Annotated in this window: 22 protein-coding genes; 20 read left to right on the top strand and 2 right to left on the bottom strand. The window is 65.0% G+C overall.

Features of this window, described 5'->3' with window-relative positions; genetic code table 11:
• The first annotated feature begins 135 nt into the window (after window positions 1-135).
• From mdh to MOE34_RS18375, 13 genes are all read left to right on the top strand, one after another.
• On the top strand, window positions 136-1,098 hold the full coding sequence (gene mdh, locus MOE34_RS18435; RefSeq protein WP_023514887.1) for a malate dehydrogenase: 963 nt from the start codon (window positions 136-138) through the stop codon (window positions 1,096-1,098).
• Window positions 1,099-1,124: 26 nt separating this feature from the next.
• Window positions 1,125-2,318 (top strand): ADP-forming succinate--CoA ligase subunit beta, encoded by a 1,194-nt coding sequence (sucC, locus tag MOE34_RS18430; protein ID WP_160787104.1) that lies wholly within the window; start codon window positions 1,125-1,127, stop codon window positions 2,316-2,318.
• A gap of 17 nt (window positions 2,319-2,335) precedes the next feature.
• Window positions 2,336-3,238, top strand: coding sequence for a succinate--CoA ligase subunit alpha (gene sucD, locus MOE34_RS18425; RefSeq protein WP_119258990.1), 903 nt, complete (start codon window positions 2,336-2,338; stop codon window positions 3,236-3,238).
• Window positions 3,239-3,354: 116 nt separating this feature from the next.
• Window positions 3,355-6,351 carry a 2-oxoglutarate dehydrogenase E1 component gene (locus MOE34_RS18420; RefSeq protein ID WP_160787103.1) on the top strand — a complete coding sequence of 999 codons (2,997 nt, stop codon included), beginning with the start codon at window positions 3,355-3,357 and terminating at the stop codon, window positions 6,349-6,351.
• Window positions 6,352-6,405: 54 nt separating this feature from the next.
• The gene (gene odhB / locus MOE34_RS18415) at window positions 6,406-7,629 is read left to right on the top strand and encodes a 2-oxoglutarate dehydrogenase complex dihydrolipoyllysine-residue succinyltransferase (protein ID WP_160787102.1); all 1,224 of its coding nucleotides are present in this window, start codon (window positions 6,406-6,408) and stop codon (window positions 7,627-7,629) included.
• A 98-nt stretch (window positions 7,630-7,727) separates the two neighbouring features.
• Entirely contained in the window at window positions 7,728-8,141 is a 414-nt protein-coding gene (locus MOE34_RS18410; RefSeq protein ID WP_160787195.1) for an MAPEG family protein, read from the top strand.
• A 153-nt stretch (window positions 8,142-8,294) separates the two neighbouring features.
• The gene (locus tag MOE34_RS18405; RefSeq protein ID WP_160787101.1) at window positions 8,295-8,939 is read left to right on the top strand and encodes a LysE family translocator; all 645 of its coding nucleotides are present in this window, start codon (window positions 8,295-8,297) and stop codon (window positions 8,937-8,939) included.
• Window positions 8,940-8,942: 3 nt separating this feature from the next.
• On the top strand, window positions 8,943-9,428 hold the full coding sequence (locus tag MOE34_RS18400) for a hypothetical protein (protein WP_160787100.1): 486 nt from the start codon (window positions 8,943-8,945) through the stop codon (window positions 9,426-9,428).
• Complete coding sequence (locus tag MOE34_RS18395) at window positions 9,425-10,177, top strand: SDR family oxidoreductase (protein ID WP_160787099.1); 753 nt, start codon at window positions 9,425-9,427, stop codon at window positions 10,175-10,177. Before MOE34_RS18400 ends, MOE34_RS18395 begins: the two co-directional genes overlap by 4 nt.
• Before the next feature lie 23 nt (window positions 10,178-10,200).
• Window positions 10,201-11,607, top strand: a complete 1,407-nt coding sequence (gene lpdA, locus MOE34_RS18390) for a dihydrolipoyl dehydrogenase (protein WP_160787098.1) — start codon at window positions 10,201-10,203, stop codon at window positions 11,605-11,607.
• 72 nt (window positions 11,608-11,679) lie between these two features.
• Entirely contained in the window at window positions 11,680-11,943 is a 264-nt protein-coding gene (locus MOE34_RS18385; protein ID WP_160787097.1) for a type II toxin-antitoxin system ParD family antitoxin, read from the top strand.
• Entirely contained in the window at window positions 11,940-12,239 is a 300-nt protein-coding gene (locus MOE34_RS18380; RefSeq protein WP_160787096.1) for a type II toxin-antitoxin system RelE/ParE family toxin, read from the top strand. The genes MOE34_RS18385 and MOE34_RS18380 overlap by 4 nt, the downstream gene beginning before the upstream one ends.
• Before the next feature lie 73 nt (window positions 12,240-12,312).
• Entirely contained in the window at window positions 12,313-12,807 is a 495-nt protein-coding gene (locus MOE34_RS18375) for a DUF2867 domain-containing protein (protein ID WP_160787095.1), read from the top strand.
• Here MOE34_RS18375 and MOE34_RS18370 read toward each other — a convergent pair.
• Together MOE34_RS18370 and MOE34_RS18365 are read right to left on the bottom strand one after the other, a co-directional pair.
• The gene (locus MOE34_RS18370; protein WP_160787094.1) at window positions 12,791-13,867 is read right to left on the bottom strand and encodes a TraB/GumN family protein; all 1,077 of its coding nucleotides are present in this window, start codon (window positions 13,865-13,867) and stop codon (window positions 12,791-12,793) included. The genes MOE34_RS18375 and MOE34_RS18370 overlap by 17 nt on opposite strands.
• Before the next feature lie 64 nt (window positions 13,868-13,931).
• Entirely contained in the window at window positions 13,932-14,867 is a 936-nt protein-coding gene (locus tag MOE34_RS18365) for a tyrosine recombinase XerC (RefSeq protein ID WP_160787093.1), read from the bottom strand.
• 148 nt (window positions 14,868-15,015) lie between these two features.
• On the opposite strand from MOE34_RS18365, the gene MOE34_RS18360 reads away from it, so the two are divergent.
• From MOE34_RS18360 to atpD, 7 genes are all read left to right on the top strand, one after another.
• The gene (locus MOE34_RS18360) at window positions 15,016-16,146 is read left to right on the top strand and encodes an AAA family ATPase (protein ID WP_160787092.1); all 1,131 of its coding nucleotides are present in this window, start codon (window positions 15,016-15,018) and stop codon (window positions 16,144-16,146) included.
• Window positions 16,147-16,204: 58 nt separating this feature from the next.
• Window positions 16,205-18,409, top strand: coding sequence for a primosomal protein N' (locus MOE34_RS18355; protein WP_160787091.1), 2,205 nt, complete (start codon window positions 16,205-16,207; stop codon window positions 18,407-18,409).
• Between the two features lie 104 nt (window positions 18,410-18,513).
• Window positions 18,514-18,897: a DUF4345 domain-containing protein gene (locus tag MOE34_RS18350; protein ID WP_160787090.1), complete on the top strand. Its 384-nt coding sequence runs from the start codon at window positions 18,514-18,516 to the stop codon at window positions 18,895-18,897.
• A gap of 262 nt (window positions 18,898-19,159) precedes the next feature.
• Window positions 19,160-19,726 (top strand): F0F1 ATP synthase subunit delta, encoded by a 567-nt coding sequence (locus tag MOE34_RS18345; RefSeq protein WP_160787089.1) that lies wholly within the window; start codon window positions 19,160-19,162, stop codon window positions 19,724-19,726.
• Entirely contained in the window at window positions 19,726-21,255 is a 1,530-nt protein-coding gene (atpA, locus tag MOE34_RS18340; RefSeq protein WP_160787088.1) for a F0F1 ATP synthase subunit alpha, read from the top strand. Before MOE34_RS18345 ends, atpA begins: the two co-directional genes overlap by 1 nt.
• A 101-nt stretch (window positions 21,256-21,356) precedes the next feature.
• Window positions 21,357-22,226, top strand: coding sequence for a F0F1 ATP synthase subunit gamma (locus MOE34_RS18335; protein ID WP_160787087.1), 870 nt, complete (start codon window positions 21,357-21,359; stop codon window positions 22,224-22,226).
• Between the two features lie 26 nt (window positions 22,227-22,252).
• Complete coding sequence (gene atpD / locus MOE34_RS18330) at window positions 22,253-23,767, top strand: F0F1 ATP synthase subunit beta (protein ID WP_160787086.1); 1,515 nt, start codon at window positions 22,253-22,255, stop codon at window positions 23,765-23,767.
• Window positions 23,768-23,806: the final 39 nt, after the last annotated feature.

Genomic DNA, 23,806 nt, shown 5'->3' with positions numbered 1-23,806 from the left:
ACATCTAACCGATTGAAAATCTTCGATCCAAAAGTATGTATTGAATTTTTAACATAGGAAGCGTAAGCCCTTGCGCCGAAGGGTCCCGCAATGACGGCATTGGGGGCCTCTAGGATCGGAGCAAAGGAAGCTTTCATGGCCCGCAAGAAGATCGCACTTATTGGTTCTGGCATGATCGGTGGCACGCTGGCGCATCTGGCCGGCCTGAAGGAGCTGGGCGACATCGTCCTCTTCGACATCGCCGACGGTATTCCGCAGGGCAAGGGCCTCGATATCGCCCAGTCCTCGCCGGTCGAAGGCTTCAATGCCTCGCTGACGGGCGCGAGCGACTATGCCGCCATCGAAGGCGCGGACGTCTGCATCGTCACCGCCGGCGTTGCCCGCAAGCCCGGCATGAGCCGCGACGATCTTCTCGGCATCAACCTCAAGGTCATGGAACAGGTCGGCGCAGGCATCAAGAAATATGCCCCGAACGCCTTCGTCATCTGCATCACCAACCCGCTCGACGCGATGGTCTGGGCGCTGCAGAAGTTCTCCGGCCTGCCGAAGAACATGGTCGTCGGCATGGCCGGCGTGCTGGACTCGGCCCGCTTCCGCCTCTTCCTCTCCGAAGAATTCAAGGTTTCCGTCCAGGACGTCACGGCCTTCGTTCTCGGCGGCCACGGCGACACGATGGTGCCGCTCGCCCGCTACTCGACCGTTGCCGGCATCCCGCTGACCGACCTCGTCAAGATGGGCTGGGTCACCAAGGAACGCCTCGAAGAAATCATCCAGCGCACCCGTGACGGCGGCGCCGAGATCGTCGGCCTCTTGAAGACCGGCTCGGCCTACTATGCTCCGGCCGCTTCCGCCATCGAGATGGCCGAATCCTTCCTCAAGGACAAGAAGCGCGTCCTGCCGGTCGCTGCCCACCTTTCGGGCCAGTACGGCGTCAAGGACATGTATGTCGGCGTTCCGACCGTCATCGGCGCCGGTGGCGTCGAGCGCATCGTCGAGATCGACCTCAACAAGGCCGAGCAGGAAGCCTTCGACAAGTCGGTCGCTGCCGTTGCCGGCCTCTGCGAAGCCTGCATCAACATCGCGCCCGCCCTGAAGTAATCCGGTAGCCAGACAGGATTTTCCCGATGAACATTCATGAATATCAGGCCAAGGCTCTGCTCAAGAGCTTTGGCGCGCCGGTCGCCGAAGGCGTCGCGATCTTTTCCGCGGACGAGGCGGAAGCGGCTGCCAAGTCGCTGCCCGGCCCGCTCTACGTGGTCAAGAGCCAGATCCACGCCGGCGGCCGCGGCAAGGGCAAGTTCAAGGAACTCGGCCCCGACGCCAAGGGCGGCGTGCGCCTCGCCTTCTCCATTGAGGAGGCCAAGGCCCACGCCAAGGAAATGCTTGGGCATACGCTCGTCACCGCGCAGACCGGCCCCGCCGGCAAGCAGGTGAACCGCCTCTATATCGAGGACGGCGCGGACATCGACCGCGAACTTTACCTGTCGCTGCTCGTCGACCGCTCGGTCGGCCAAGTCGCCTTCGTCGTCTCGACGGAAGGCGGCATGGACATCGAGGCCGTTGCGCATGACACGCCGGAAAAGATCGTCAACGTCGCGATCAACCCGGAAGCCGGCGTCACCGCCGACGACCTTGCCAAGCTGACGGCAGCTCTCAAGCTCGACGGCGAAGCCAAGGCCGATGCCGAAAAGCTCTTCCCGATCCTCTACAAGGCCTTCGTCGAGAAGGACATGAGCCTGCTCGAGATCAACCCGCTGATCGTCATGAAGAACGGCCGCATGCGCGTTCTCGACGCCAAGGTCTCCTTCGACGGCAACGCCCTGTTCCGCCACGACGACATCAAGGCGCTGCGCGACGAGACCGAGGAAGACGCCAAGGAAATCGAGGCCTCCAAGTGGGATCTCGCCTATGTGGCGCTCGACGGCAATATCGGCTGCATGGTCAACGGCGCAGGCCTTGCCATGGCGACGATGGACATCATCAAGCTTTACGGCAAGGAACCGGCGAACTTCTGCGACGTCGGCGGCGGCGCCGGCAAGGAGAAGGTTGCGGCTGCCTTCAAGATCATCACGGCCGACCCGAAGGTCGAGGGCATCCTCGTCAACATCTTCGGCGGTATCATGAAGTGCGATGTCATCGCCGAGGGTGTCGTTGCGGCCGTGCAGGAAGTCGGCCTCAAGGTTCCGCTGGTCGTTCGCCTCGAAGGCACGAATGTCGAGCTTGGCAAGAAGATCCTGAACGAATCCGGCCTGGCGATCACCGCCGCCGACGATCTGGACGACGCCGCCAAGAAGATCGTCGCCGCGATCAACGGCTAACTGAAGGACCTGACCTCATGTCGATTCTCGTCAACAAGAACACCAAGGTCCTCGTTCAGGGCCTGACCGGCAAGACCGGCACCTTCCACACCGAACAGGCGCTCGCCTATTACGGCACGCAGATGGTCGGCGGCATCCACCCGAAGAAGGGCGGCGAAACCTGGACCGGCTCCAAGGGCGAAAGCCTGCCGATCTTCGCCTCCGTCGCCGAAGGCCGTGAGAAGACCGGCGCGGACGCATCCGTGATCTACGTTCCGCCGGCAGGTGCCGCGGACGCGATCATCGAGGCGATCGATGCGGAAATCCCGTTCATCACCTGCATCACCGAAGGCATCCCGGTTGCCGACATGGTGCGCGTCAAGGCCCGCCTCGACCGTTCCAAGTCGCGCCTGCTCGGCCCGAACTGCCCCGGCATCCTGACGCCGGAAGAGTGCAAGATCGGCATCATGCCGGGCTCGATCTTCCGCAAGGGTTCGGTCGGCATCGTCTCGCGCTCCGGCACGCTGACCTATGAGGCCGTCTTCCAGACCTCCAACGAAGGCCTCGGCCAGACGACGGCCGTCGGCATCGGCGGCGACCCGGTCAAGGGCACCGAATTCATCGACGTCTTGGAGATGTTCCTGGCCGACGACGCCACGACCTCGATCATCATGATCGGCGAAATCGGCGGTTCGGCCGAAGAAGATGCGGCGCAGTTCCTCATCGACGAAGCCAAGAAGGGCCGCAAGAAGCCGATGGCCGGCTTTATCGCGGGCCGTACCGCTCCGAAGGGCCGCACCATGGGCCATGCCGGCGCTGTCGTTTCCGGCGGCAAGGGCGATGCGGAATCCAAGATCGCGGCGATGGAAGCTGCGGGCATCCGCGTTTCGCCTTCGCCGGCACGCCTCGGCAAGACCCTGGTCGAAGTCCTCAAGGGCTGAGAAACGAAACGAGGGGAGGCCGGCTGAAACGCCGGCCTCTCTGGCTCTTCCCGGCAGGATGTGCCGGGCAGTCACAACACGATCGTTCGGGAGGCGGGCGGCGCCCGCAGAGAACCATGGCACGGCAAGACGCCAACGAACAATTCCTGGCCACGTCCTTCCTCGACGGGGCGAACGCAGCCTATATCGAACAGCTCTACGCCAAGTATGAGGCCAATCCCGCCTCTGTCGGCGAGGAATGGCAGGCCTTCTTCAAGGCCCTCGAAGACCAGCCCTCCGACATCGTGAAGGCGGCCAAGGGCGCTTCGTGGAAGCGCGCGAACTGGCCCGTCGCCGCAAACGGCGAACTCGTCTCGGCGCTCGACGGCAACTGGGGCGTCGTCGAGAAGGTGCTTGAGAAGAAGGTGCAGGCAAAGGCCGAGGCCGCCGCCGCGCAGGCCGGCACGCCCGTCAACCAGGCTGACGTCAATCAGGCGACCCGCGACTCGGTGCGCGCCATCATGATGATCCGCGCCTACCGCGCCCGCGGCCACCTGCACGCCAAGCTCGACCCGCTCGGCATTGCCGCGCCGGTCGAGGACTATCATGAGCTTTCGCCCTCGAACTACGGTTTCGAGGACAAGGATCTCGACCGCAAGATCTTCATCGACAACGTGCTCGGCCTCGAATACGCGACCGTGCGCGAGATGGTCGAAATCCTTGAGCGCACCTATTGCTCGACCATCGGCGTCGAGTTCATGCACATTTCCAACCCGGAAGAGAAGGGCTGGATCCAGGAGCGCATCGAAGGCCCGGACAAGGGCGTCGACTTCACCGTCGCAGGCAAGAAGGCGATCCTGCAGAAGCTGATCGAGGCGGAAGGCTTCGAGCAGTTCATCGACGTCAAGTACAAGGGCACCAAGCGCTTCGGCCTCGACGGCGGTGAATCGCTGATCCCGGCGCTGGAGCAGATCATCAAGCGCGGCGGCCAGATGGGCCTGAAGGAAATCGTGCTCGGCATGGCGCATCGCGGCCGCCTCAACGTTCTGACCAACGTGATGGCCAAGCCCCACCGCGCCGTCTTCCATGAGTTCAAGGGCGGCTCCTACGCGCCGGACGACGTGGAAGGCTCGGGCGACGTGAAGTACCACCTCGGCGCTTCCTCGGACCGTGAGTTCGACGGCAACAAGGTGCATCTGTCGCTGACCGCGAACCCCTCGCATCTGGAAATCGTCAATCCTGTCGTCATGGGCAAGGCCCGCGCCAAGCAGGACCAGATGGCCAAGATCTTCGAGGGCGACATCATTCCGTTGTCCGAGCGGGCTCAGGTCATGCCGCTGCTGCTGCATGGCGATGCGGCCTTCGCCGGCCAGGGCGTCACGGCTGAAATCCTCGGCCTGTCGGGCCTGCGCGGCCATCGCGTCGCCGGCACGGTCCATGTGATCATCAACAACCAGATCGGCTTCACGACGAACCCGGCCTTCTCGCGCTCCTCGCCCTATCCCTCGGATGTGGCCAAGATGATCGAGGCGCCGATCTTCCATGTGAACGGCGACGATCCGGAAGCGGTGACCTATGCCGCGAAGATCGCGACCGAGTTCCGGATGAAGTTCCACAAGCCGGTCGTCATCGACATGTTCTGCTACCGTCGCTTCGGCCATAACGAAGGCGACGAGCCCGCGTTCACGCAGCCGAAGATGTACAAGGCGATCCGCGCCCACAAGACCGTGGTCAGTCTCTACGGCGCGCGCCTCGTCGCAGAAGGCGTGATCAGCGAGGGCGAGTTCGAGAAGATGAAGGCCGACTGGCGCGCTAATCTCGAAACCGAATTCGAGATCGGCCAGTCCTACAAGCCGAACAAGGCCGACTGGCTGGACGGCGTGTGGTCGGGCCTGCGCTCGGCCGACAACCAGGACGAACAGCGCCGCGGCAAGACCTCGGTGCCGATGAAGCAGCTCAAGGAGATCGGCCGCAAGATCGCGACGATCCCGGAAGGCTTCCACGCCCACAAGACCATCCAGCGGTTCATGGACAACCGCATGCAGATGGTCGAGACGGGCGAGGGCATCGACTGGGCGATGGGCGAAGCGCTGGCCTACGGCACGCTCTGCGTCGAGGGCACCAAGATCCGCCTGTCCGGTCAGGACTGCGAACGCGGCACCTTCTCGCAGCGCCATTCGGTTCTCTACGATCAGGAGACCGAGGACCGCTACATCCCGCTCGCCAACCTTTCCCCGACGCAGGCGCGCTACGAGGTCATCAACTCGATGCTCTCGGAAGAGGCGGTGCTCGGCTTCGAATACGGCTACTCGCTGGCCCGCCCGAACGCGCTTACCCTCTGGGAAGCCCAGTTCGGCGACTTCGCCAACGGTGCGCAGGTCGTCTTCGACCAGTTCATCTCGTCGGGCGAGCGCAAGTGGCTGCGCATGTCGGGCCTCGTCTGCCTCTTGCCGCACGGCTATGAGGGTCAGGGTCCGGAGCACTCCTCCGCCCGCCTCGAACGCTTCCTGCAGCTCTGCGCGGAAGACAACATGCAGGTCGCCAACGTCACGACGCCGGCGAACTACTTCCACATCCTGCGCCGTCAGGTGAAGCGCGACTTCCGCAAGCCGCTGATCATGATGACGCCGAAGTCGCTGCTGCGCCACAAGCGCGCCGTGTCCTCGCTATCGGAAATGGCGGGCGAAAGCTCGTTCCACCGCCTGCTGTGGGACGACGCCGAGGTCATCAAGGACGGCCCGATCAAGCTCCAGAAGGACGCCAAGATCCGCCGCGTCGTGATGTGCTCGGGCAAGGTCTATTACGACCTGCTGGAAGAGCGCGAGAAGCGCGGCATCGACGACGTCTACCTGCTGCGTCTGGAACAGCTCTATCCGTTCCCGGCCAAGGCGCTGATCAACGAGCTGTCGCGCTTCCGCAACGCCGAGATGGTCTGGTGCCAGGAAGAGCCGAAGAACATGGGCGCCTGGGCCTTCATCGACCCCTATCTGGAATGGGTGCTGGCGCATATCGACGCCAAGTACCAGCGCGTGCGCTACACCGGCCGTCCGGCCGCCGCCTCGCCGGCGACGGGCCTGATGTCCAAGCACCTCGCGCAGCTTGCCGCCTTCCTCGAGGACGCGCTGGGCGGCTAAGCCGCCCAACGTTCCCGCACCCACGACAAAGACACGAACAACGGAACTCAAATCATGGCTACCGAAATCCGCGTCCCGACTTTGGGCGAATCCGTCAGCGAAGCGACCGTCGGCACCTGGTTCAAGAAGGTCGGCGACACCGTCAAGGCCGACGAGCCGCTCTGTGAACTGGAAACCGACAAGGTGACGATCGAAGTGCCGGCCCCGGCCTCCGGCGTCCTTGCCGAGATCACCGCCAATGCCGGCGACACCGTCGAGCCGGGCGGCCTGCTCGGCCAGATTTCCGCCGGCGCTGTCGCCGGTGCGGCGGCTCCCGCTGCCGCGGAAAAGGCTGTCGCCGCCGCTCCGGCTGCTGAGGCCAAGCCCGCCGCTTCCGCTGCCATGCCGGCCGCTCCTGCCGCCGCCAAGCTGCTTGCCGAAAACAACCTCTCGGCCGATCAGGTCGACGGTTCCGGCAAGCGTGGCCAGGTGCTGAAGGGCGATGTCATGGCCGCCGTCGCCAAGGGCATCACGGCGTCTTCTGCTTCTGCCGAGCCGGTCAAGGTTGCCGCCCGCCCGGCCTCCTCGGAAGCCGATGCGCCGCGCGAAGAGCGCGTGAAGATGACGCGCCTGCGTCAGACCATCGCCAAGCGCCTCAAGGACGCGCAGAACACCGCCGCCATGCTGACCACCTACAACGAGGTGGACATGTCGGCCGTGATGGACCTGCGCAACCGCTACAAGGACCTCTTCGAGAAGAAGCATGGCGTGAAGCTCGGCTTCATGGGCTTCTTCACCAAGGCCGTCACGCATGCGCTGAAGGAACTGCCGGCCGTCAACGCCGAGATCGACGGCACGGACATCATCTACAAGAACTACTGCCATGTCGGCGTTGCCGTCGGCACGGACAAGGGCCTCGTCGTTCCGGTCGTGCGCGATGCCGACCAGATGGGCATTGCCCAGATCGAGAAGGAAATCGGCCGCCTCGGCAAAGCCGCCCGTGACGGCGAGCTTTCCATGGCCGACATGCAGGGCGGCACCTTCACCATCTCGAACGGCGGCGTCTACGGTTCGCTGATGTCCTCGCCGATCCTCAATGCGCCGCAGTCGGGCATCCTCGGCATGCACAAGATCCAGGAACGCCCGGTCGTCGTCGGCGGCCAGATCGTCATCCGTCCGATGATGTATCTCGCGCTCTCCTACGACCATCGCATCGTCGACGGCAAGGAAGCCGTGACCTTCCTCGTGCGCGTCAAGGACAGCCTGGAAGATCCCGAACGCCTCGTTCTCGATCTCTAAGGGTCGCTGCGGCGGGCGCTCCTTCGAGAGCGCCCGTCTGCCCCGCCGCTTGCCGGCGTCGGGGCGATGATCGGGTCTGCGCCTGGAGTGCGAGGGTGATGGAAGCAGCGGCCGCATCGACGGAAATCTGGGTGCTCGGCTGGAGCGTCGTGTTTCTCCTCGTGCATATTCTCGTGCAGGCCTTGTCGCTGGATCTCGCCGGCGATCTCGGCATCAAGTACCTGCTCGGCCCGCGGGACGAGCAGCGTACGTCCAGAAGCGTGGTGGCGGGGCGTCTCCAGCGTTCCCTCAACAATATGCTGGAGACCTATCCCGCCTTCGTCGCGCTGGCGCTTGCGCTGGCCGTGACGGGCAAGACGGGCGGGCTTGGCGCGACGGGCGCGCTGGTCTGGATTGCCGCCCGCATGGTTTTCACGCTGTTCTACGTGGCCGGCGTTCCGGTGCTGCGCACGCTCGCCTGGTTCGTATCGATCTTCGGGCTTGTCCTGATGGTCGTGCGGCTGATGACCTGACCGAAGCCCGAGCCGAGACGAAACCGTGGCCTTCGCTCCTCCCGGCATCGTGACAGCAACCGAACCGCAGGATACCTTCCGTCGGGCACGCGAGGCGTGCGCAGAGCAATCCCGTGGCCTTCACGGCCTCCACAACGCACCGGTCGCACGTCCATGAGCCAGTATCTTCTCGAACTTGCCTCCCTGATGGCTATCTTCGCCTTCGCCATCGTCTCCCCCGGCGCGGACCTCGCCATGGTCATGCGCCAGTCGCTCGTGCATGGACGCCGCGCGGCCATCGTCACGTCCTTCGGCATCGGCACGTCGCTGATGTTCCACGTCACCTATACGATCCTCGGCCTCGGCCTCATCATTTCCCAGTCGATCTACCTCTTCAACATCGTGAAGTGGTGCGGTGTCGCCTATCTCGTCTATATCGGCATCAAGGCGCTTCGCGCCGGCAAGGCGGACCTTTCCGTCGAGGCGGTGAAGGGCGATGCGGACGGCAAGAGCGAACAGTCGGCGCTGCGCGCCTTCGGCCTCGGCTTCCTTGCCAATGCGCTGAACCCCAAGCCGGTCTTCTTCTTCCTGTCGATCTTCTCGACGGTCGTCAGCGCCCACACGCCCATCGCCGTCAAGTTCGGCTACGGCCTTGTCATGGCGATCTGCCTCATCGTCTGGTTCGTCGGCGTTTCGTTGTTCATGACGACGCCGAAGATGCGCGCGGCCTTTGCCCGCGCCAGCCAGTGGATCGACCGCGCCAGCGGCCTCGTCTTCATCGCGCTTGGCATCAAGCTCGCCACGGAAAAGGCCCACTGAAACATGCGCGCTGCCCTCGTCCTCACCGCTTTCCTCGCCGCTTCCGCTGCATCTGCGGCGGAGTGCCGGCAGGACCGCGCGATCTATGCGGATCGCGACGGGGGCTATGAGCTGACCTTCGAGCCTGTCGGCTCCGATGCCGCCGCGACGAGCCATCACTTCAAGCTGAAGGTGCTTGCCAGCGGCGTGGTGCTGGACGGTGTGGTCCTGCCGGGCGACCCTCCCCGTTCCAACGGTATGGTCATGCACAATTGCCCGGAAGGGGATGCGACCGGCGAGGAGATCGCCACCTGCACCGTCTGGGAAGGCGTGATCTATGCGCTCGACAGCGGCGATGCCGCGCTCCTGCCCGATGAAGGCGGCAAGGCGGCCGAGAGCCTGCTTCTCTCCGGCTTCGGGGCGTCGCTGCGCTATTCGACCCTCTGGGAAGAGGGCAAGGCGAGTGTCATGCCCTGGGACGTGCTGAAGCGGAAGGGATGCGCGGCATGAGCGAGGCCCCCGTCCTTCTCGTCACCGGCGGCAGCCGCGGCATCGGCGCCAGCGTGTGCCGCCTTGCGGGCGCGGCCGGCTGGCAGGTCGCGGTGAACTACGTTTCCAATCTTGCAGCCGCCGAGGCCGTGGTGGCCGAAATCCGCAATGCCGGCGGCTCGGCGATTCCCATTCAGGGCGATGTCGGCAGCGAGCTCGGCCTTGCCAATATCTTCTCCACCATCGACGGCACCTTCGGCCGGCTCGACGGTCTCGTGAACAATGCCGGCATCGTCGCCATGCCGCAGCGCGTCGACGAAATGTCTGCCGAGCGGCTGGAGCGCATGTTCGCCGTCAATGTCATGGGGTCGATCCGCTGCGCGCAGGAGGCCGTGCGCCGCATGTCGACGCGCCATGGCGGGCAGGGCGGTTCCATCGTCAACCTGTCGTCCGTCGCCGCGCAGCTTGGCTCGGCCGGGCAATATGTCGACTATGCCGCCAGCAAGGGCGCCATCGAGAGCTTCACCATCGGTCTTGCCCGCGAGGTCGCGGCGGAAGGCGTGCGCGTCAATCTCGTGCGCCCCGGCATCATCGATACGGAAATCCACGCCTCCGGCGGCCTGCCGGACCGGGCGCGCGACATGGCATCGCTCATCCCGATGCAGCGGCCGGGCACGGCCGATGACGTCGCCCATTCCATTCTCTATCTTCTCTCCGACGCGGCATCCTATGTGACGGGTGCCGCCCTCAACGTCAGCGGCGGCCGCTAGGCCCCGCGCAGGAAGGACTTGTCATGGCATATGATCTCATCGTTATCGGTTCCGGCCCCGGCGGCTACGTCTCGGCCATCAAGGCGGCCCAGCTCGGCCTCAAGGTCGCGGTCGTCGAAAAGCGCGCGACCTATGGCGGCACCTGCCTCAATGTCGGCTGCATTCCCTCCAAGGCGCTGCTGCACGCCTCCGAGACCTACAGCCACGCCGCCCACGGCATGGAAGCCCTCGGCATCGACGGCGTGAAGCCGACCCTCAACCTGCCCAACATGATGGCGCACAAGGATGCCACCGTGAAGTCGAATGTCGACGGCGTCGCCTTCCTCTTCAAGAAGAACAAGATCGACGGCATTCAGGGCACCGGCAAGGTGCTGGGCGCGGGCAAGGTCTCCGTCACCAACGACAAGGGCGAGGAACAGGTTCTCGAAACGAAGAACATCGTCATCGCCACGGGTTCGGATGTTGCCGGCATTCCGGGCGTTCCGGTCGAGATCGACGAGAAGGTCATCGTCTCCTCGACGGGCGGCATCGCGTTCGACAAGGTGCCGGGCCATCTGGTCGTCGTCGGCGGCGGCGTTATCGGCCTCGAGCTCGGCTCGGTCTGGGCGCGCCTCGGTGCCAAGGTCACGGTCGTCGAATATCTCGACGCCATTCTCGGCGGCATGGACGGCGAGGTCTCCAAGCAGTTCCAGCGCATGCTGGCCAAGCAGGGCATGGACTTCAAGCTCGGCGCGAAGGTGACGGGCGTTACGAAGTCCGGCTCCGGCGCGAAGGTGACCTTCGAGCCGGTCAAGGGCGGCGATGCCACCACCATCGACGCCGACGTCGTGCTGATCGCCACCGGCCGCAAGCCCTACACCGAAGGCCTCGGCCTCAAGGAAGCCGGCGTCGCGCTCGACAGCCGTGGCCGCGTCGAGATCGACAAGCACTTCCAGACCAACGTTCCGGGCATCTACGCCATCGGCGACGTGGTGCGCGGCCCGATGCTGGCCCACAAGGCCGAGGACGAGGGCGTTGCCGTCGCCGAAATCCTCGCCGGTCAGGCCGGCCATGTGAATTACGACGTCATCCCCGGCGTCGTCTACACCCAGCCGGAAGTCGCCTCCGTCGGCAAGACGGAAGAGGAGCTGAAGGCCGCGGGCATCGCCTACAAGGCCGGCAAATTCCCCTTCACCGCCAACGGCCGCGCCCGCGCCATGCTGGCGACGGACGGCTTCGTGAAGGTTCTGGCGGACAAGGAAACGGACCGCGTTCTCGGCGTCCACATCGTCGGCTTCGGCGCCGGCGAGATGATCCACGAGGCGGCCGTGCTGATGGAATTCGGCGGCTCCTCCGAAGACCTCGGCCGCACCTGCCACGCGCACCCGACCATGTCGGAAGCCGTCAAGGAAGCCGCGCTCGCAACCTTCGCCAAGCCGATCCATATGTGAGCGGCTCGGTCGTGGCGACCTCTGATTGCTAACTATTATCAGCCGATCTATAATCGGGTGATGGAGGTCGCCATGGCCAGCAGCGCAAATCTCGGCAAGCATCTTGAAGACTATGTCGCCGACCTGGTGCGAACGGGTCGCTACAATTCGCGCAGCGAAGTGCTCCGCGAGGGCGTGCGGCTCGTCGAGGAGCGCGAGAAGCGGTTGGTCGCGCTGGATGCTGCCATTGCCAGGGGGCTGGAGGACGCAGAGGCCGGGCGTTTGTCTTCCGCGGAAGATGTGGCGGCACGGCTGGCTGCGAAATATGGCCGGATGACGGGGCGCAGCGCCTCATGATCGTTGTCCTCTCACGGGAAGCGGAGAGGGACCTCGAAACGATCGGCGATTACATCGCCCGCGATAATCCGGCGCGGGCGCTCAGCTTCGTGCAGGAGCTGCTTGTCCGATGTGGAGCGCTTGCCATAACGCCTGACGCCTTTCCGCTTGTGCCGCGTTACGAGCGTCATGGTGTCCGCCGCCTCGTGCATGGGCGTTATCTGATCTTCTACCGCGTTGCGGATGGGCAGGTGCAGGTGCTGCATATCCTGAACGGCGCGCAGGATGTCGAGGCGATCCTTTTCCCGGACGGATAGCGACTGCGACAACCGGCCGCCTGTCTTCCCCGCCCGAACGGGGGCACCATGAAGGCCTTAAAGGAAGGTCTTCATGTCTCCCGTCTCGCGGCCCGTCTCGCTCCCCCATCCCCTCCTTCCCGCCGCCGACTGGGCGGATCGCTTCACGCTCGGGCTGCCGGTCGGCAATCTGACGGCGCGGGAGGCGGCGCGGCTGGCGCTGGAGCATCCGCCGGGCTGGGTGCGCAAGCTGATGGTGCTGCGCAACGCTCTTGTCGCGCCTTTCGGCCTCAAAGGGGCGGCGGCGGAGGTGAAGACCTCGGATGCGGAGATCGGCGGATTTCCCGTCGTCAGTGTCAGCGACGACCGGGTGGTGCTCGGCTTCGATGACCGGCACCTCGATTTCCGCATTGTCATCGACGTGCGGCAGGACCGGCCGAGCGGGCAGACCCTTTCCGTCATGACGCTCGTCCAGCGCAACAACCTGTTCGGGCGGCTTTATCTTGCCGCCGTCATGCCGTTCCACAAGCTGATCGTGCGCCGGATGCTGTCCGGCATCGGCGAGCGGGTGCTCACTTCACGGCGGTGACCGTGAAGCCCTTCCTGCGCAGCAGCTCGACAACGCCCTCCGGCCCCGGCAGGTGCAGTGCGCCGACGGCCATGAAGACATTGCCCTCCGCGAGGATCGGCGCGGCGCGGTCCGCCATGATGTGGTTGCGGTCGACGATGATGCGCTGCTCGAAATCGGCATAGGCATCGTCGCCTGTCTCGGGGCCGGCCGCGCGCATCATGGGCATGATCATGCCGGTATCGCCGGCAAGATAGAGCTGGCTCATCGTCTCGATGACGTCTTCCAGCTTGTCGCCCAGCTCCACCGTCTGCACGAGGCCCTGGATCTGGGGTTCGAGCGGCAGGGAATCGAGGGCGGAAATCTGTTCGATCAGGGTTTCGAGGCCCTTCAGGGTCTTGCCCTCGGCAAGCGCGTCCTTGGCGAGGCGCTGGTCGAGGAAGGCGGCGCCGGCGGTCTTGCGGGCGATCTCGCAGGCCGGCAGCGCGACGAAGCTGGCGATCATCCACGGCTTCATGCGGGCGACGGCCGCGAGCGAAAGGCCGCGACTCTTCAGGCCTTCCGTCAGCTTTGCGGCGTCGTCCTTGTCGAGGAAATCGGTGATGGACTTGCCGTCGGTGAACATGGTGAGGTCGGGGTGCGCCATGATCGCGACGCTGGCCTTCTTCTCGTCGGCGATCTCGTCCGATTCGACGATGACCGTGCCGGCGGCGGCATAGGCGGTGCGCGCGGTCTCGGGCATGGCGAGCACGCGCGGATCGGTCACATGCATGGTGCCGAGCAGCCAGGAGGGGGGCCTGCCGTCCTTTTCGATCTTCCAGAGGATGGCCCGGCCGTTCGGTACGGCGTCGGCTTCGGCGCGCAGCTTCGCGAAAGCGGCGGGATCGTCCTTCTCAAGCTGCGTAAGCAGGTTCTCGCCGCCGCAGGCGGGCGTTTCCTGGGCGTTGGCCGGCGAAAGGGCCGCCAGCACGACGAGGAAGGAGAGTGCGAGGAGCACGTTGATCGCGGCGAGAAGCCACAGCCCGGTATCGGCCAGCCGGTCGGCGAGCGCTTCACGGCTTTTGTGAAGAAGGACTATCATGGTCGAACTCCCTGCATTTTCGGGCGGACCCTAGCGTCCTCTTCCTCATAATCCCTTAACGGGATCAGGCGCGGGGATGGGCGCGGTCGTAGATTTCGAGCAGGCGCGCCGAATCGACGCCGGTATAGACCTGCGTGGTGGAAAGGCTGGCATGGCCGAGCAGTTCCTGGATGGTGCGCAGGTCCCCGCCGCCGGCCAGAAGATGCGTGGCGAAGGAATGGCGCAGCGCATGGGGCGTGGCGCTGTCCGGCAGGCCGAGCGCGCCGCGCAGCTTCTGCATCTCGCGCTGGACGATGGCCGGCTGCAGGGGGCCGCCCCGCGCGCCGCGGAAGAGCGGCTTGTCTTCCGCAAGCTGGAAGGGGCAGAGCCTGATACAGTCTTCGACACCCGTTCGCGCCTGGGCGATCAGCGGCACGATGCGCGTCTTGTCGCCCTTGCCGGTGATGCGCAGGGAGGTGGGGCTGCCGGCAAAGTCCGCCGGGGTCAGCGACAGGGCCTCGGAAATACGCAGGCCGCAGCCATAGAGAAGGGTCAGCACGGCGGCGTTGCGCGTGCGGATCCAGGGTTCTTCGGCAAGCTGTTCCTGCGCATCGACGACGGCGATGGCCTGCTTGTCGGAAAGCGGCTTCGGCAGCGATTTCGGCTGTTTCGGCGAGCGAACGGCGGTCGCCCCGGCGGCATTGGCGAGGCCCTTGCGCTCCAGATGGCGCAGGAAGGAACGCAGGCCCGCAAGGCCGCGGCCGAGCGTGCGCGAACCCGCGCCGTCACGGCGGCGGGCGGCGAGGAAACCGCGCAGGTCCGCCGGGCGCAGGGCGCCGATGTCCTTCAGCCGGGCGGGGGCGGCGATATGCTGCGTCAGGAAGGCGAGGAACTGGCGCGTGTCGCGCTCATAGGCGTCCAGCGTGTTGTCGGAAAGCCGGCGTTCCTCGGCAAGGGCGCTGAGCCAGCCCTGCCGCTCGTCCATGAGCGTCTGGTCGGCGATGATGAGAAGTTCCGTCATGTCCTGTCTCTGATGTTCGGGGCAGGATGGCGGTTTCCGCTTAAGGATTTGCTAACGTTCTTCCTCCGGGCTGGGCAAGGAGTATCGCCTTCCTCTAGACACGGTGGGCTGTATAGAGACGGCTCTCTTTTCGAATCCGGGTCAATTCATGCTGCTGCGCTCCATGTCCGCCGAAAACTACCGCTCGCTCCGTTCGATCCGCATGGATCTCGGCCGGGTGAACCTCTTCGTTGGGGAAAACGGGGCCGGCAAGTCCAACCTCTATCGCTCGCTGCAACTGGTGCAGGCGGCGGTGCGTGGCACCTTCGCCAACGAGATCGCGGCGGAAGGCGGCATGGGATCGGCGCTGTGGACCGGCAAGCGCCGGCCGAACGAGCCGGTGCGCATCAGGCTCGAGGCCGAGCTGATGGACGAGGAGCGGGCGATCACCTTCCGCTACCGCATCGAGGCGGGCCTCAGGCCGCCGGCCTCCGCCGGCTTCGCCTTCGAGCCGCAGGTGAAGGCGGAGGAACTTTCCATCGAGACGGGCCGCCGGCCGGTGACGGTGATGAAGCGGTCCGGGCCGGGCATCATGGTGCGCAACGAGACGGGGCGCATGGCCGAATATCCCGAGCAGGCGCTGACGTCGGAGACGGCCATCGCGCTGCTCGGCGATGCCGGGCATTATCCAGAGATCGGCACCTTTCGCCGCGCCGTTTCGCAATGGCGGTTCTTTCACGGCTTCCGCACGGATCGCGATTCGGCGCTGCGCCAGCCCTGCCTTGCCGTCACCGCGCCGCTGCTCGACGAGGACGGGGCCAATATGGCGGCGGTCTTCGCCACGCTCGCCTGGACGCGGCAGGATACGGTCGATCTCGACCGGGCCGTCGCGGATGCCTTCGGCGGGGCGAAGCTTTCCGTGCCGGAGCCGGAGGAATTCGCCTCCTACGGGCTGGTCTTTCCGCATTTCCCGCAGCGCGTCTTCCAGCCGCGCGAGCTTTCCGACGGGCAGATTCGCTTCCTCTCGCTCGCCGCCGCGCTGCTCTCCTACCGCACGCCGCCATTGATCGCGCTCAACGAGCCGGAGGCCAGCCTTCATCCCGACATGCTGCCGGCGCTTGCCGAAATGATCGCGCGCGCCGCCCGCACGAGCCAGCTCTGGATCGTCACCCATTCGGAGCGGCTGGCGCGGGAGGTGGAAAGCCGCTGCGGGGTGCGGGCCAGGCGCGTCGTGCGTAAGGACGGGGCAACCTGGATCGACGGGATGCGGCTGACCGGCGAGATGGACGACGACGAATGAGCGGGGCGGCGATCTTTGCGGTTTTCTTCGCACGGCCGCGGGGGCATCTTCGCGGGCGATGAGCAGCGATTCGACCAATCTTTTCGGGGAAAGGCTTTTTCCGCGCACGGTGCCCGTGATGGTGCCGGTGCCGACGCCTGCGCCCTATTCCTATGCCGTGCCCGAGGGCATGGCGGTCGAGCCGGGCTCCATCGTGCAGGTGCCGCTCGGACCGCGGCTGGTGCCGGGCGTCGTCTGGGACGGCGGCGATGACGGCAGGGTCGATCCGAAAAAGCTGCGGCCCATCGAGAAGGTCTTCGACTGCCCGCCGCTTTCCAGGGAGATGCGCGATTTCCTCGACTGGGTCTCCGCCTATACGGTGACGCCGCCGGGCCTCGTCGCCCGCATGGCGCTACGCGCGCCGACGGCCTTCGATCCCGAGCCGATGATCGAGGGGCTGCGCTTCACCGGCCACCGGCCGGAACGGTTGACGAGCGCCCGCGAGCGCGTGCTGGAACTGGTCGAGGACGGCATTGCGTGGACCCGCTCGGGCCTTGCCCATGCCTCCGGCACCTCGACGAGCGTTATCGACGGGCTGGTCAAGCAGGGCAGTTTCGAGACTGTTTTCCTGCCGCCGCCGCCGGTGGTGGCCGCGCCCGATCCCGATTATGTCGCCCCCCGGCTCGAAGGGCCGCAGACGGAAAGTGCGGCGGAACTGGTCGAGAGCGTGCAGAAGGGCGTCTTCTCCGTCTCGCTGATCGACGGCATTACCGGCTCGGGCAAGACGGAGGTCTATTTCGAGGCCATCGCCGAGACGTTGCGGCGCGGCCGGCAGGTGCTGATCCTGCTGCCGGAAATCGCGCTGACGGCAAGTTTCCTTGAACGCTTCCAGGACCGTTTCGGCGCCAAGCCCGCCGAATGGCACTCGGACCTCGCCCCGCGGATGCGCGAGCGCGTGTGGCGGCAGGTGACGACGGGGGATGTGCGGGTGGTGGCCGGCGCGCGCTCGGCGCTGTTCCTGCCCTTCGAGAATCTTGGCCTCGTCATCGTCGATGAAGAGCACGACCCGGCCTACAAGCAGGAAGACCGTGTCTTCTACAATGCCCGCGACATGGCGGTGGTGCGCGCGCGCATCGGCGATTTCCCGGCCGTGCTGGTCTCGGCGACGCCTTCGGTGGAAAGCCGGGTCAACAGCGAGACCGGGCGCTACCGCAAGCTCCATTTGCCGACGCGCTACGGCGATGCGGCCCTGCCGGACCTGCATCTCGTCGACATGCGGCGGCATCCGCCGGCAAAAGGCGGTTTCCTCTCGCCGGTTCTGCTGCGCGGCATCGCCCGCACCATCGAGAAGGAGGAGCAGGCGCTGCTCTTCCTCAACCGGCGCGGTTATGCGCCGTTGACGCTCTGCCGGGTCTGCGGCCATCGCTTCCAGTGCCCGCAATGTTCGAGCTGGCTGGTGGAGCACCGTTTTCGCGGGCAGATCCAGTGCCATCATTGCGGCTATGCGGAGCGGACGCCCGAAGCCTGCCCGGAATGCGGCACCTTCGATCATCTGGCGGCCTGCGGGCCGGGGGTGGAGCGCATCGCGGAGGAGGTCGAGCGCCATTTCCCCGAGGCGCGGACCATCGTGCTTTCCTCCGATCTGATGGGCGTCAAGCGCCTGCGGCTGGAACTGGAAGCCATCGCGCGGGGCGAGGCGGATATCGTCATCGGCACGCAGCTCGTTGCCAAGGGGCACAATTTCCCGCTCATGTCACTGGTCGGGGTGGTGGATGCCGATCTCGGCCTCTCCAACGGCGATCCGCGCGCGGCTGAACGCACCTTCCAGCTTCTTTCGCAGGTCACGGGCCGCGCCGGGCGCTCGGGCCTCAAGAGCCACGGCCTCATCCAGACTTACCAGCCGGCCCATCCCGTCATGCAGGCCATCGTCTCGGGCGATGCGCAGGCCTTCTACGACCGCGAGATCGGCGAGCGGGAAAAGGCGCTGCTGCCGCCCTTCGGCCGGCTCGCCTCGGTCATCGTCTCGGCCGATACGCGCGGCGAGGCGGAAGCGCATGCGCGCGGATTGCGGCAGGCGGCACCCCATGCGGACGGAATTTCCATCCTCGGCCCGGCGGAAGCGCCGCTGGCGCTGGTGCGCGGCCGCCACCGTTTTCGCCTTCTGGTGCATGGCCGGCGGGGCAGCGACATGCAGGCCTTCCTGCGCGCCATGCTGGCCAACGGGCCGAAGGAGCGGGCCTCGCTGCAGGTGCAGCTCGATGTCGATCCGCAGAGTTTCCTGTGAAGTGCATGGTTAACAAAGAGTTGTGCGAAGTCGGCGCGTGCGCTTCAGTGCGCCGGGCGCTTGTGCGATAGAGAATCGCAGCAACCGACGGGAGAGGCGCCGAGATGGAATTCTACATCCCCACCGAGACGGGCGAGTTCCTGGCGTTCTGCGCGGCCATCGTGACGAGCCTGCTCGGCCTGATCGCGCTCTTCGCTCCCGGCACGGTGCTGAAACTCGCCGGTCTCCAGACGAAGGAAACCAGCCGCGAAGGGCTCGCCTTCGTCCGCTCCTCCGGCGGCTTTTATGCCGGCCTCGCCATCGTGGCGCTGATGATGGCGCAGAGCTGGATCTATATGGCGATCGGCGGCGGGTTCACCCTTGCCGCTTTCGGCCGCATCCTCTCGCTGATGTCGGATGGATCCTTCTCGCTGAAGAACCTTCTCGTGCTCGCCGTGCAGGCGGTGCTTGCCGGCCTGCCGCTGGGCTACGCCTTCGGCTTCATCTGACCCGAAAATCAGGCGATTGACGCTTTCCGGCGGCCGAACAGAGTGCGCGCAGTCAACTTTTGCCCCGACTGTGGCCGACTTATGGCGCATTCCTGCGTCCGGCGTGTTGCGAGTCCGGGTTTCCTATGCTAGACGAACCGCGAAATTCAGAAAAAGCGGGCGCCAAGGCCTGTGGGAACTGAAGATTACCGCAACGATTTCAGGTGGTTAGGACCGTAGCTTCGCTACTGCCCTGCGTCTTGAATGATAAGAAGAGAAGCTTGTGCCCGTGGCAGACACATCCCAGCTTGTTTCCGGTGTTGCAGAAAGATACGCGTCTTCGCTTTTCGACCTCGCTCAGGAAGCCGGTTCGGCTGACAGTGTCGGTGCCGATCTTGCCCGTTTCCAGGCTCTGATCAACGAAAGCGACGACCTGAAGCGGCTGATCGCCAGCCCTGTCTTCTCCGCCGAAGATCAGACCAAGGCCATTGCCGCCGTCGCCGCCAAGGCCGGCATCACGGGCCTCGTGGCAAACTTCCTCAAGGTGGTTGCGTCGAATCGTCGCCTCTTCGCCGTTCCCGGCATGATCCAGGCATACCGCGTCATCGCGGCCCGCGCCCGCGGCGAAATCACGGCCGATGTCACCTCGGCCCATGCGCTGACCGCAGCGCAGGAAAACGAATTGAAGGCGGCGCTGAAAGGCGTCACCGGCAAAGACGTGGCGGTTGCCGTCACCGTGGATCCGTCCATTCTCGGTGGTCTGATCGTCAAGGTGGGATCGCGCCAGATCGACACGTCCCTTCGCACCAAACTCTCTACTCTTAAGCTTGCACTGAAAGAGGTCGGCTGATGGATATCCGCGCCGCGGAAATTTCCGCAATTCTCAAAGATCAGATCAAAAACTTCGGCAAAGAGGCGGAAGTCTCGGAAGTCGGTCAGGTGCTTTCCGTCGGTGACGGTATCGCCCGCGTTTACGGCCTCGACAATGTCCAGGCCGGTGAAATGGTGGAGTTCCCCGGCGGCATCCGCGGCATGGCGCTGAACCTGGAAAGCGACAACGTCGGTGTCGTTATCTTCGGTTCGGACCGTGACATCAAGGAAGGCGACACCGTCAAGCGTACGGGCGCCATCGTTGACGTTCCGGTCGGTCCGGAACTGCTCGGCCGCGTCGTCGACGCGCTCGGCAACCCGATCGACGGCAAGGGCCCGATCAATGCCAAGCAGCGCGCCCGCGTTGACGTCAAGGCTCCGGGCATCATCCCGCGCAAGTCGGTTCATGAGCCGATGTCGACCGGCCTCAAGGCCATCGACGCCCTCATCCCGGTCGGTCGCGGTCAGCGCGAGCTCGTCATCGGCGACCGCCAGACCGGCAAGACCGCCATCATTCTGGACACGATCCTGAACCAGAAGGCCATCCACGACAACGGCCCGGACGGCGACAAGCTGTACTGCGTCTACGTCGCTATCGGCCAGAAGCGTTCGACCGTCGCCCAGTTCGTGAAGGTTCTCGAAGAGCGCGGCGCTCTCCAGTACTCGATCATCGTTGCCGCAACGGCTTCCGACCCGGCGCCGATGCAGTATCTCGCACCGTTCGCCGGCTGCGCGATGGGCGAATACTTCCGTGACAACGGCAAGCACGCCCTCATCGGCTACGACGACCTTTCCAAGCAGGCCGTTTCCTACCGCCAGATGTCGCTGCTGTTGCGCCGCCCGCCGGGCCGCGAAGCTTACCCGGGCGACGTCTTCTACCTGCATTCGCGTCTCCTCGAGCGCGCTGCAAAGCTCAACGACGACATGGGCGCTGGCTCGCTGACGGCTCTGCCGGTCATCGAAACCCAGGGTAACGACGTTTCGGCGTTCATCCCGACCAACGTGATCTCGATCACCGACGGCCAGATCTTCCTTGAAACGGACCTGTTCTACCAGGGTATCCGCCCGGCCGTTAACGTCGGTCTGTCGGTTTCCCGCGTCGGCTCGTCCGCGCAGATCAAGGCGATGAAGCAGGTCGCAGGCTCGATCAAGGGTGAACTCGCCCAGTATCGCGAAATGGCAGCCTTCGCCCAGTTCGGCTCGGACCTCGACGCCGCAACGCAGCGCCTGCTGAACCGCGGTGCCCGCCTGACCGAACTCCTGAAGCAGCCGCAGTTCTCGCCGCTGAAGACGGAAGAGCAGGTCGCGGTGATCTTCGCCGGCGTCAACGGCTACCTCGACAAGCTTCCGGTCGCTCAGGTCGGCAAGTTCGAACAGGGCCTGCTTGGCTACCTGCGCTCGGAAGGCAAGTCGATCCTCGACGCGATCCGCACCGAAAAGGCGATCAGCGACGACACGAAGGGCAAGCTCAAGGCTGCTCTCGACGCCTTCGCCAAGACCTTCGGCTGAGCTGACGGTTCCAGCCCTGCGCGCCGACAGGCGCGCGGGCGCTCCCGAACTTTGGATTTGACGCATGATCCTTCCGGATCGTGTTACAGGACGGAAAACGGATGCCTTCACTTAAGGATCTGAAAAACCGGATCGCCTCCGTCAAGGCGACGCAGAAGATCACCAAGGCGATGAAAATGGTCGCCGCGGCGAAGCTTCGACGCGCCCAGGAAGCGGCCGAGGCCGCCCGGCCCTATTCGCAGCGCATGAGCGCCGTTCTCGCGAACATCGGCCAGGACGACAGCGCGCCGCGTCTGATGACCGGCACGGGCAAGGACGATGTCCACCTGCTCGTCGTCTGCACGGCCGAACGCGGCCTGTGCGGCGGCTTCAACTCGCAGATCGCGCGTCTGGCGCGTGACCATACCCGCAAGCTTCTGGCAAGCGGCAAGACGGTCAAGATCATCTGCGTGGGCAAGAAGGGCTTCGATATCCTGCGCCGCGAATTCGCTTCGCTGATCGTCGACCGCGTCGACCTGCGCGAAGTCAAGCGCATCGGCTTCACCAATGCAGACGAGATCGGCCGCAAGGTCATCGGTCTCTTCGAGCAGGGTGAATTCGACGTCTGCACGCTGTTCTATTCCGAGTTCAAGTCGGTCATCGCGCAGATCCCGACCGCGCTCCAGCTCGTTCCGGCTTCCGCTCCCGCGGCCGCTGCCGAAACGACCGGTGCAACGGCGATCTACGACTACGAGCCGGACGCCAGCGCGATCCTCGGCGATCTCATTCCGCGCAACATTTCCGTGCAGATCTTCCGGGCCCTGCTCGAGAACGTCGCCGGCGAAATGGGCGCCAAGATGAGCGCCATGGACAACGCGACCCGCAATGCCGGTGAGATGATCAACAAGCTGACGCTCAACTATAACCGTCAGCGCCAGGCTCAGATCACCAAGGAACTCATCGAAATCATCTCGGGCGCTGAAGCGCTCTAAGGACCAGGACAAAGAGGGTAAGATACATGGCTAAGGCAGCTACCCCGAAAGAAACCGCAGTCGAAAAGAAGCCGGCTGCTGCGCGCAAGACGGCAACGAAGGCTGCCGATCCGGTAGCTTCCGCTGCTGCGACCGGCCGCGTCACCCAGGTTATCGGCGCCGTCGTCGACGTCGCCTTTGACGGCGCCCTGCCGCTCATCCTGAACGCGCTGGAAACCGACAACAACGGCAACCGCCTCGTTCTCGAAGTCGCCCAGCACCTCGGCGAAAACACCGTTCGCACGATCGCCATGGACTCGACCGAAGGTCTCGTCCGCGGTCAGCCGGTCGCCGACACGGGCGCTCCGATCTCGGTTCCGGTCGGCGATGAAACGCTCGGCCGCATCATGAACGTCATCGGCGAGCCGGTCGACGAAGCAGGCCCGCTCGTCACCTCCGCCAAGCGCGCCATCCACCAGGACGCTCCGGCCTATGTCGAGCAGTCCACGGAAGCGCAGATCCTCGTCACCGGCATCAAGGTCGTCGACCTTCTCGCGCCTTACGCAAAGGGCGGCAAGATCGGCCTCTTCGGCGGTGCAGGCGTCGGCAAGACCGTTCTCATCATGGAACTGATCAACAACGTCGCCAAGGCGCACGGTGGTTACTCGGTGTTCGCAGGCGTGGGTGAACGTACCCGCGAAGGCAACGACCTTTACCACGAAATGATCGAATCGGGCGTGAACAAGCACGGTGGCGGCGAAGGCTCCAAGGCTGCTCTCGTTTACGGCCAGATGAACGAACCGCCGGGCGCCCGCGCTCGCGTCGCCCTGACGGGTCTGACGATCGCTGAAGACTTCCGCGACAAGGGCCAGGACGTTCTGTTCTTCGTCGATAACATCTTCCGCTTCACGCAGGCCGGTTCCGAAGTGTCGGCTCTGCTCGGCCGTATCCCGTCGGCCGTGGGCTATCAGCCGACGCTCGCCACGGACATGGGCCAGATGCAGGAACGCATCACGACCACGACCAAGGGCTCGATCACCTCGGTTCAGGCCATCTACGTTCCCGCCGACGACTTGACCGACCCCGCGCCGGCCACCTCGTTCGCCCACCTCGACGCCACGACCGTTCTGTCGCGCTCGATCGCCGAAAAGGGTATCTACCCGGCCGTTGACCCGCTCGACTCCACGTCGCGCATGCTCGACCCGATGGTTGTCGGCGAAGAGCACTACGAAGTCGCCCGTAAAGTCCAGACGACCCTGCAGCGCTACAAGGCTCTCCAGGACATCATCGCGATCCTGGGCATGGACGAACTGTCGGAAGACGACAAGCTGGCCGTTGCCCGCGCCCGCAAGATCGAGCGCTTCCTGTCCCAGCCGTTCTTCGTGGCTGAAGTCTTCACCGGTTCGCCGGGCAAGCTCGTCGCTCTCGAAGACACGATCAAGGGCTTCAAGGGCCTCGTCAACGGCGAGTACGACCACCTTCCGGAAGCCGCCTTCTACATGGTCGGTTCCATGGAAGAAGCCATCGAGAAGGCCAAGAAGCTGGCTGCCGAAGCCGCTTGATGAAATCGGGGCGCCCGTCAGGGCGCCCTTTCCTGACCG

It is taken from the genome of Shinella zoogloeoides, assembly GCF_022682305.1.
Classification (GTDB): Bacteria; Pseudomonadota; Alphaproteobacteria; order Rhizobiales; family Rhizobiaceae; genus Shinella; species Shinella zoogloeoides_B.
The sequence above is the reverse complement of the archived record's forward strand: the minus strand, read 5'-3'. Positions and strand labels throughout refer to the sequence as shown.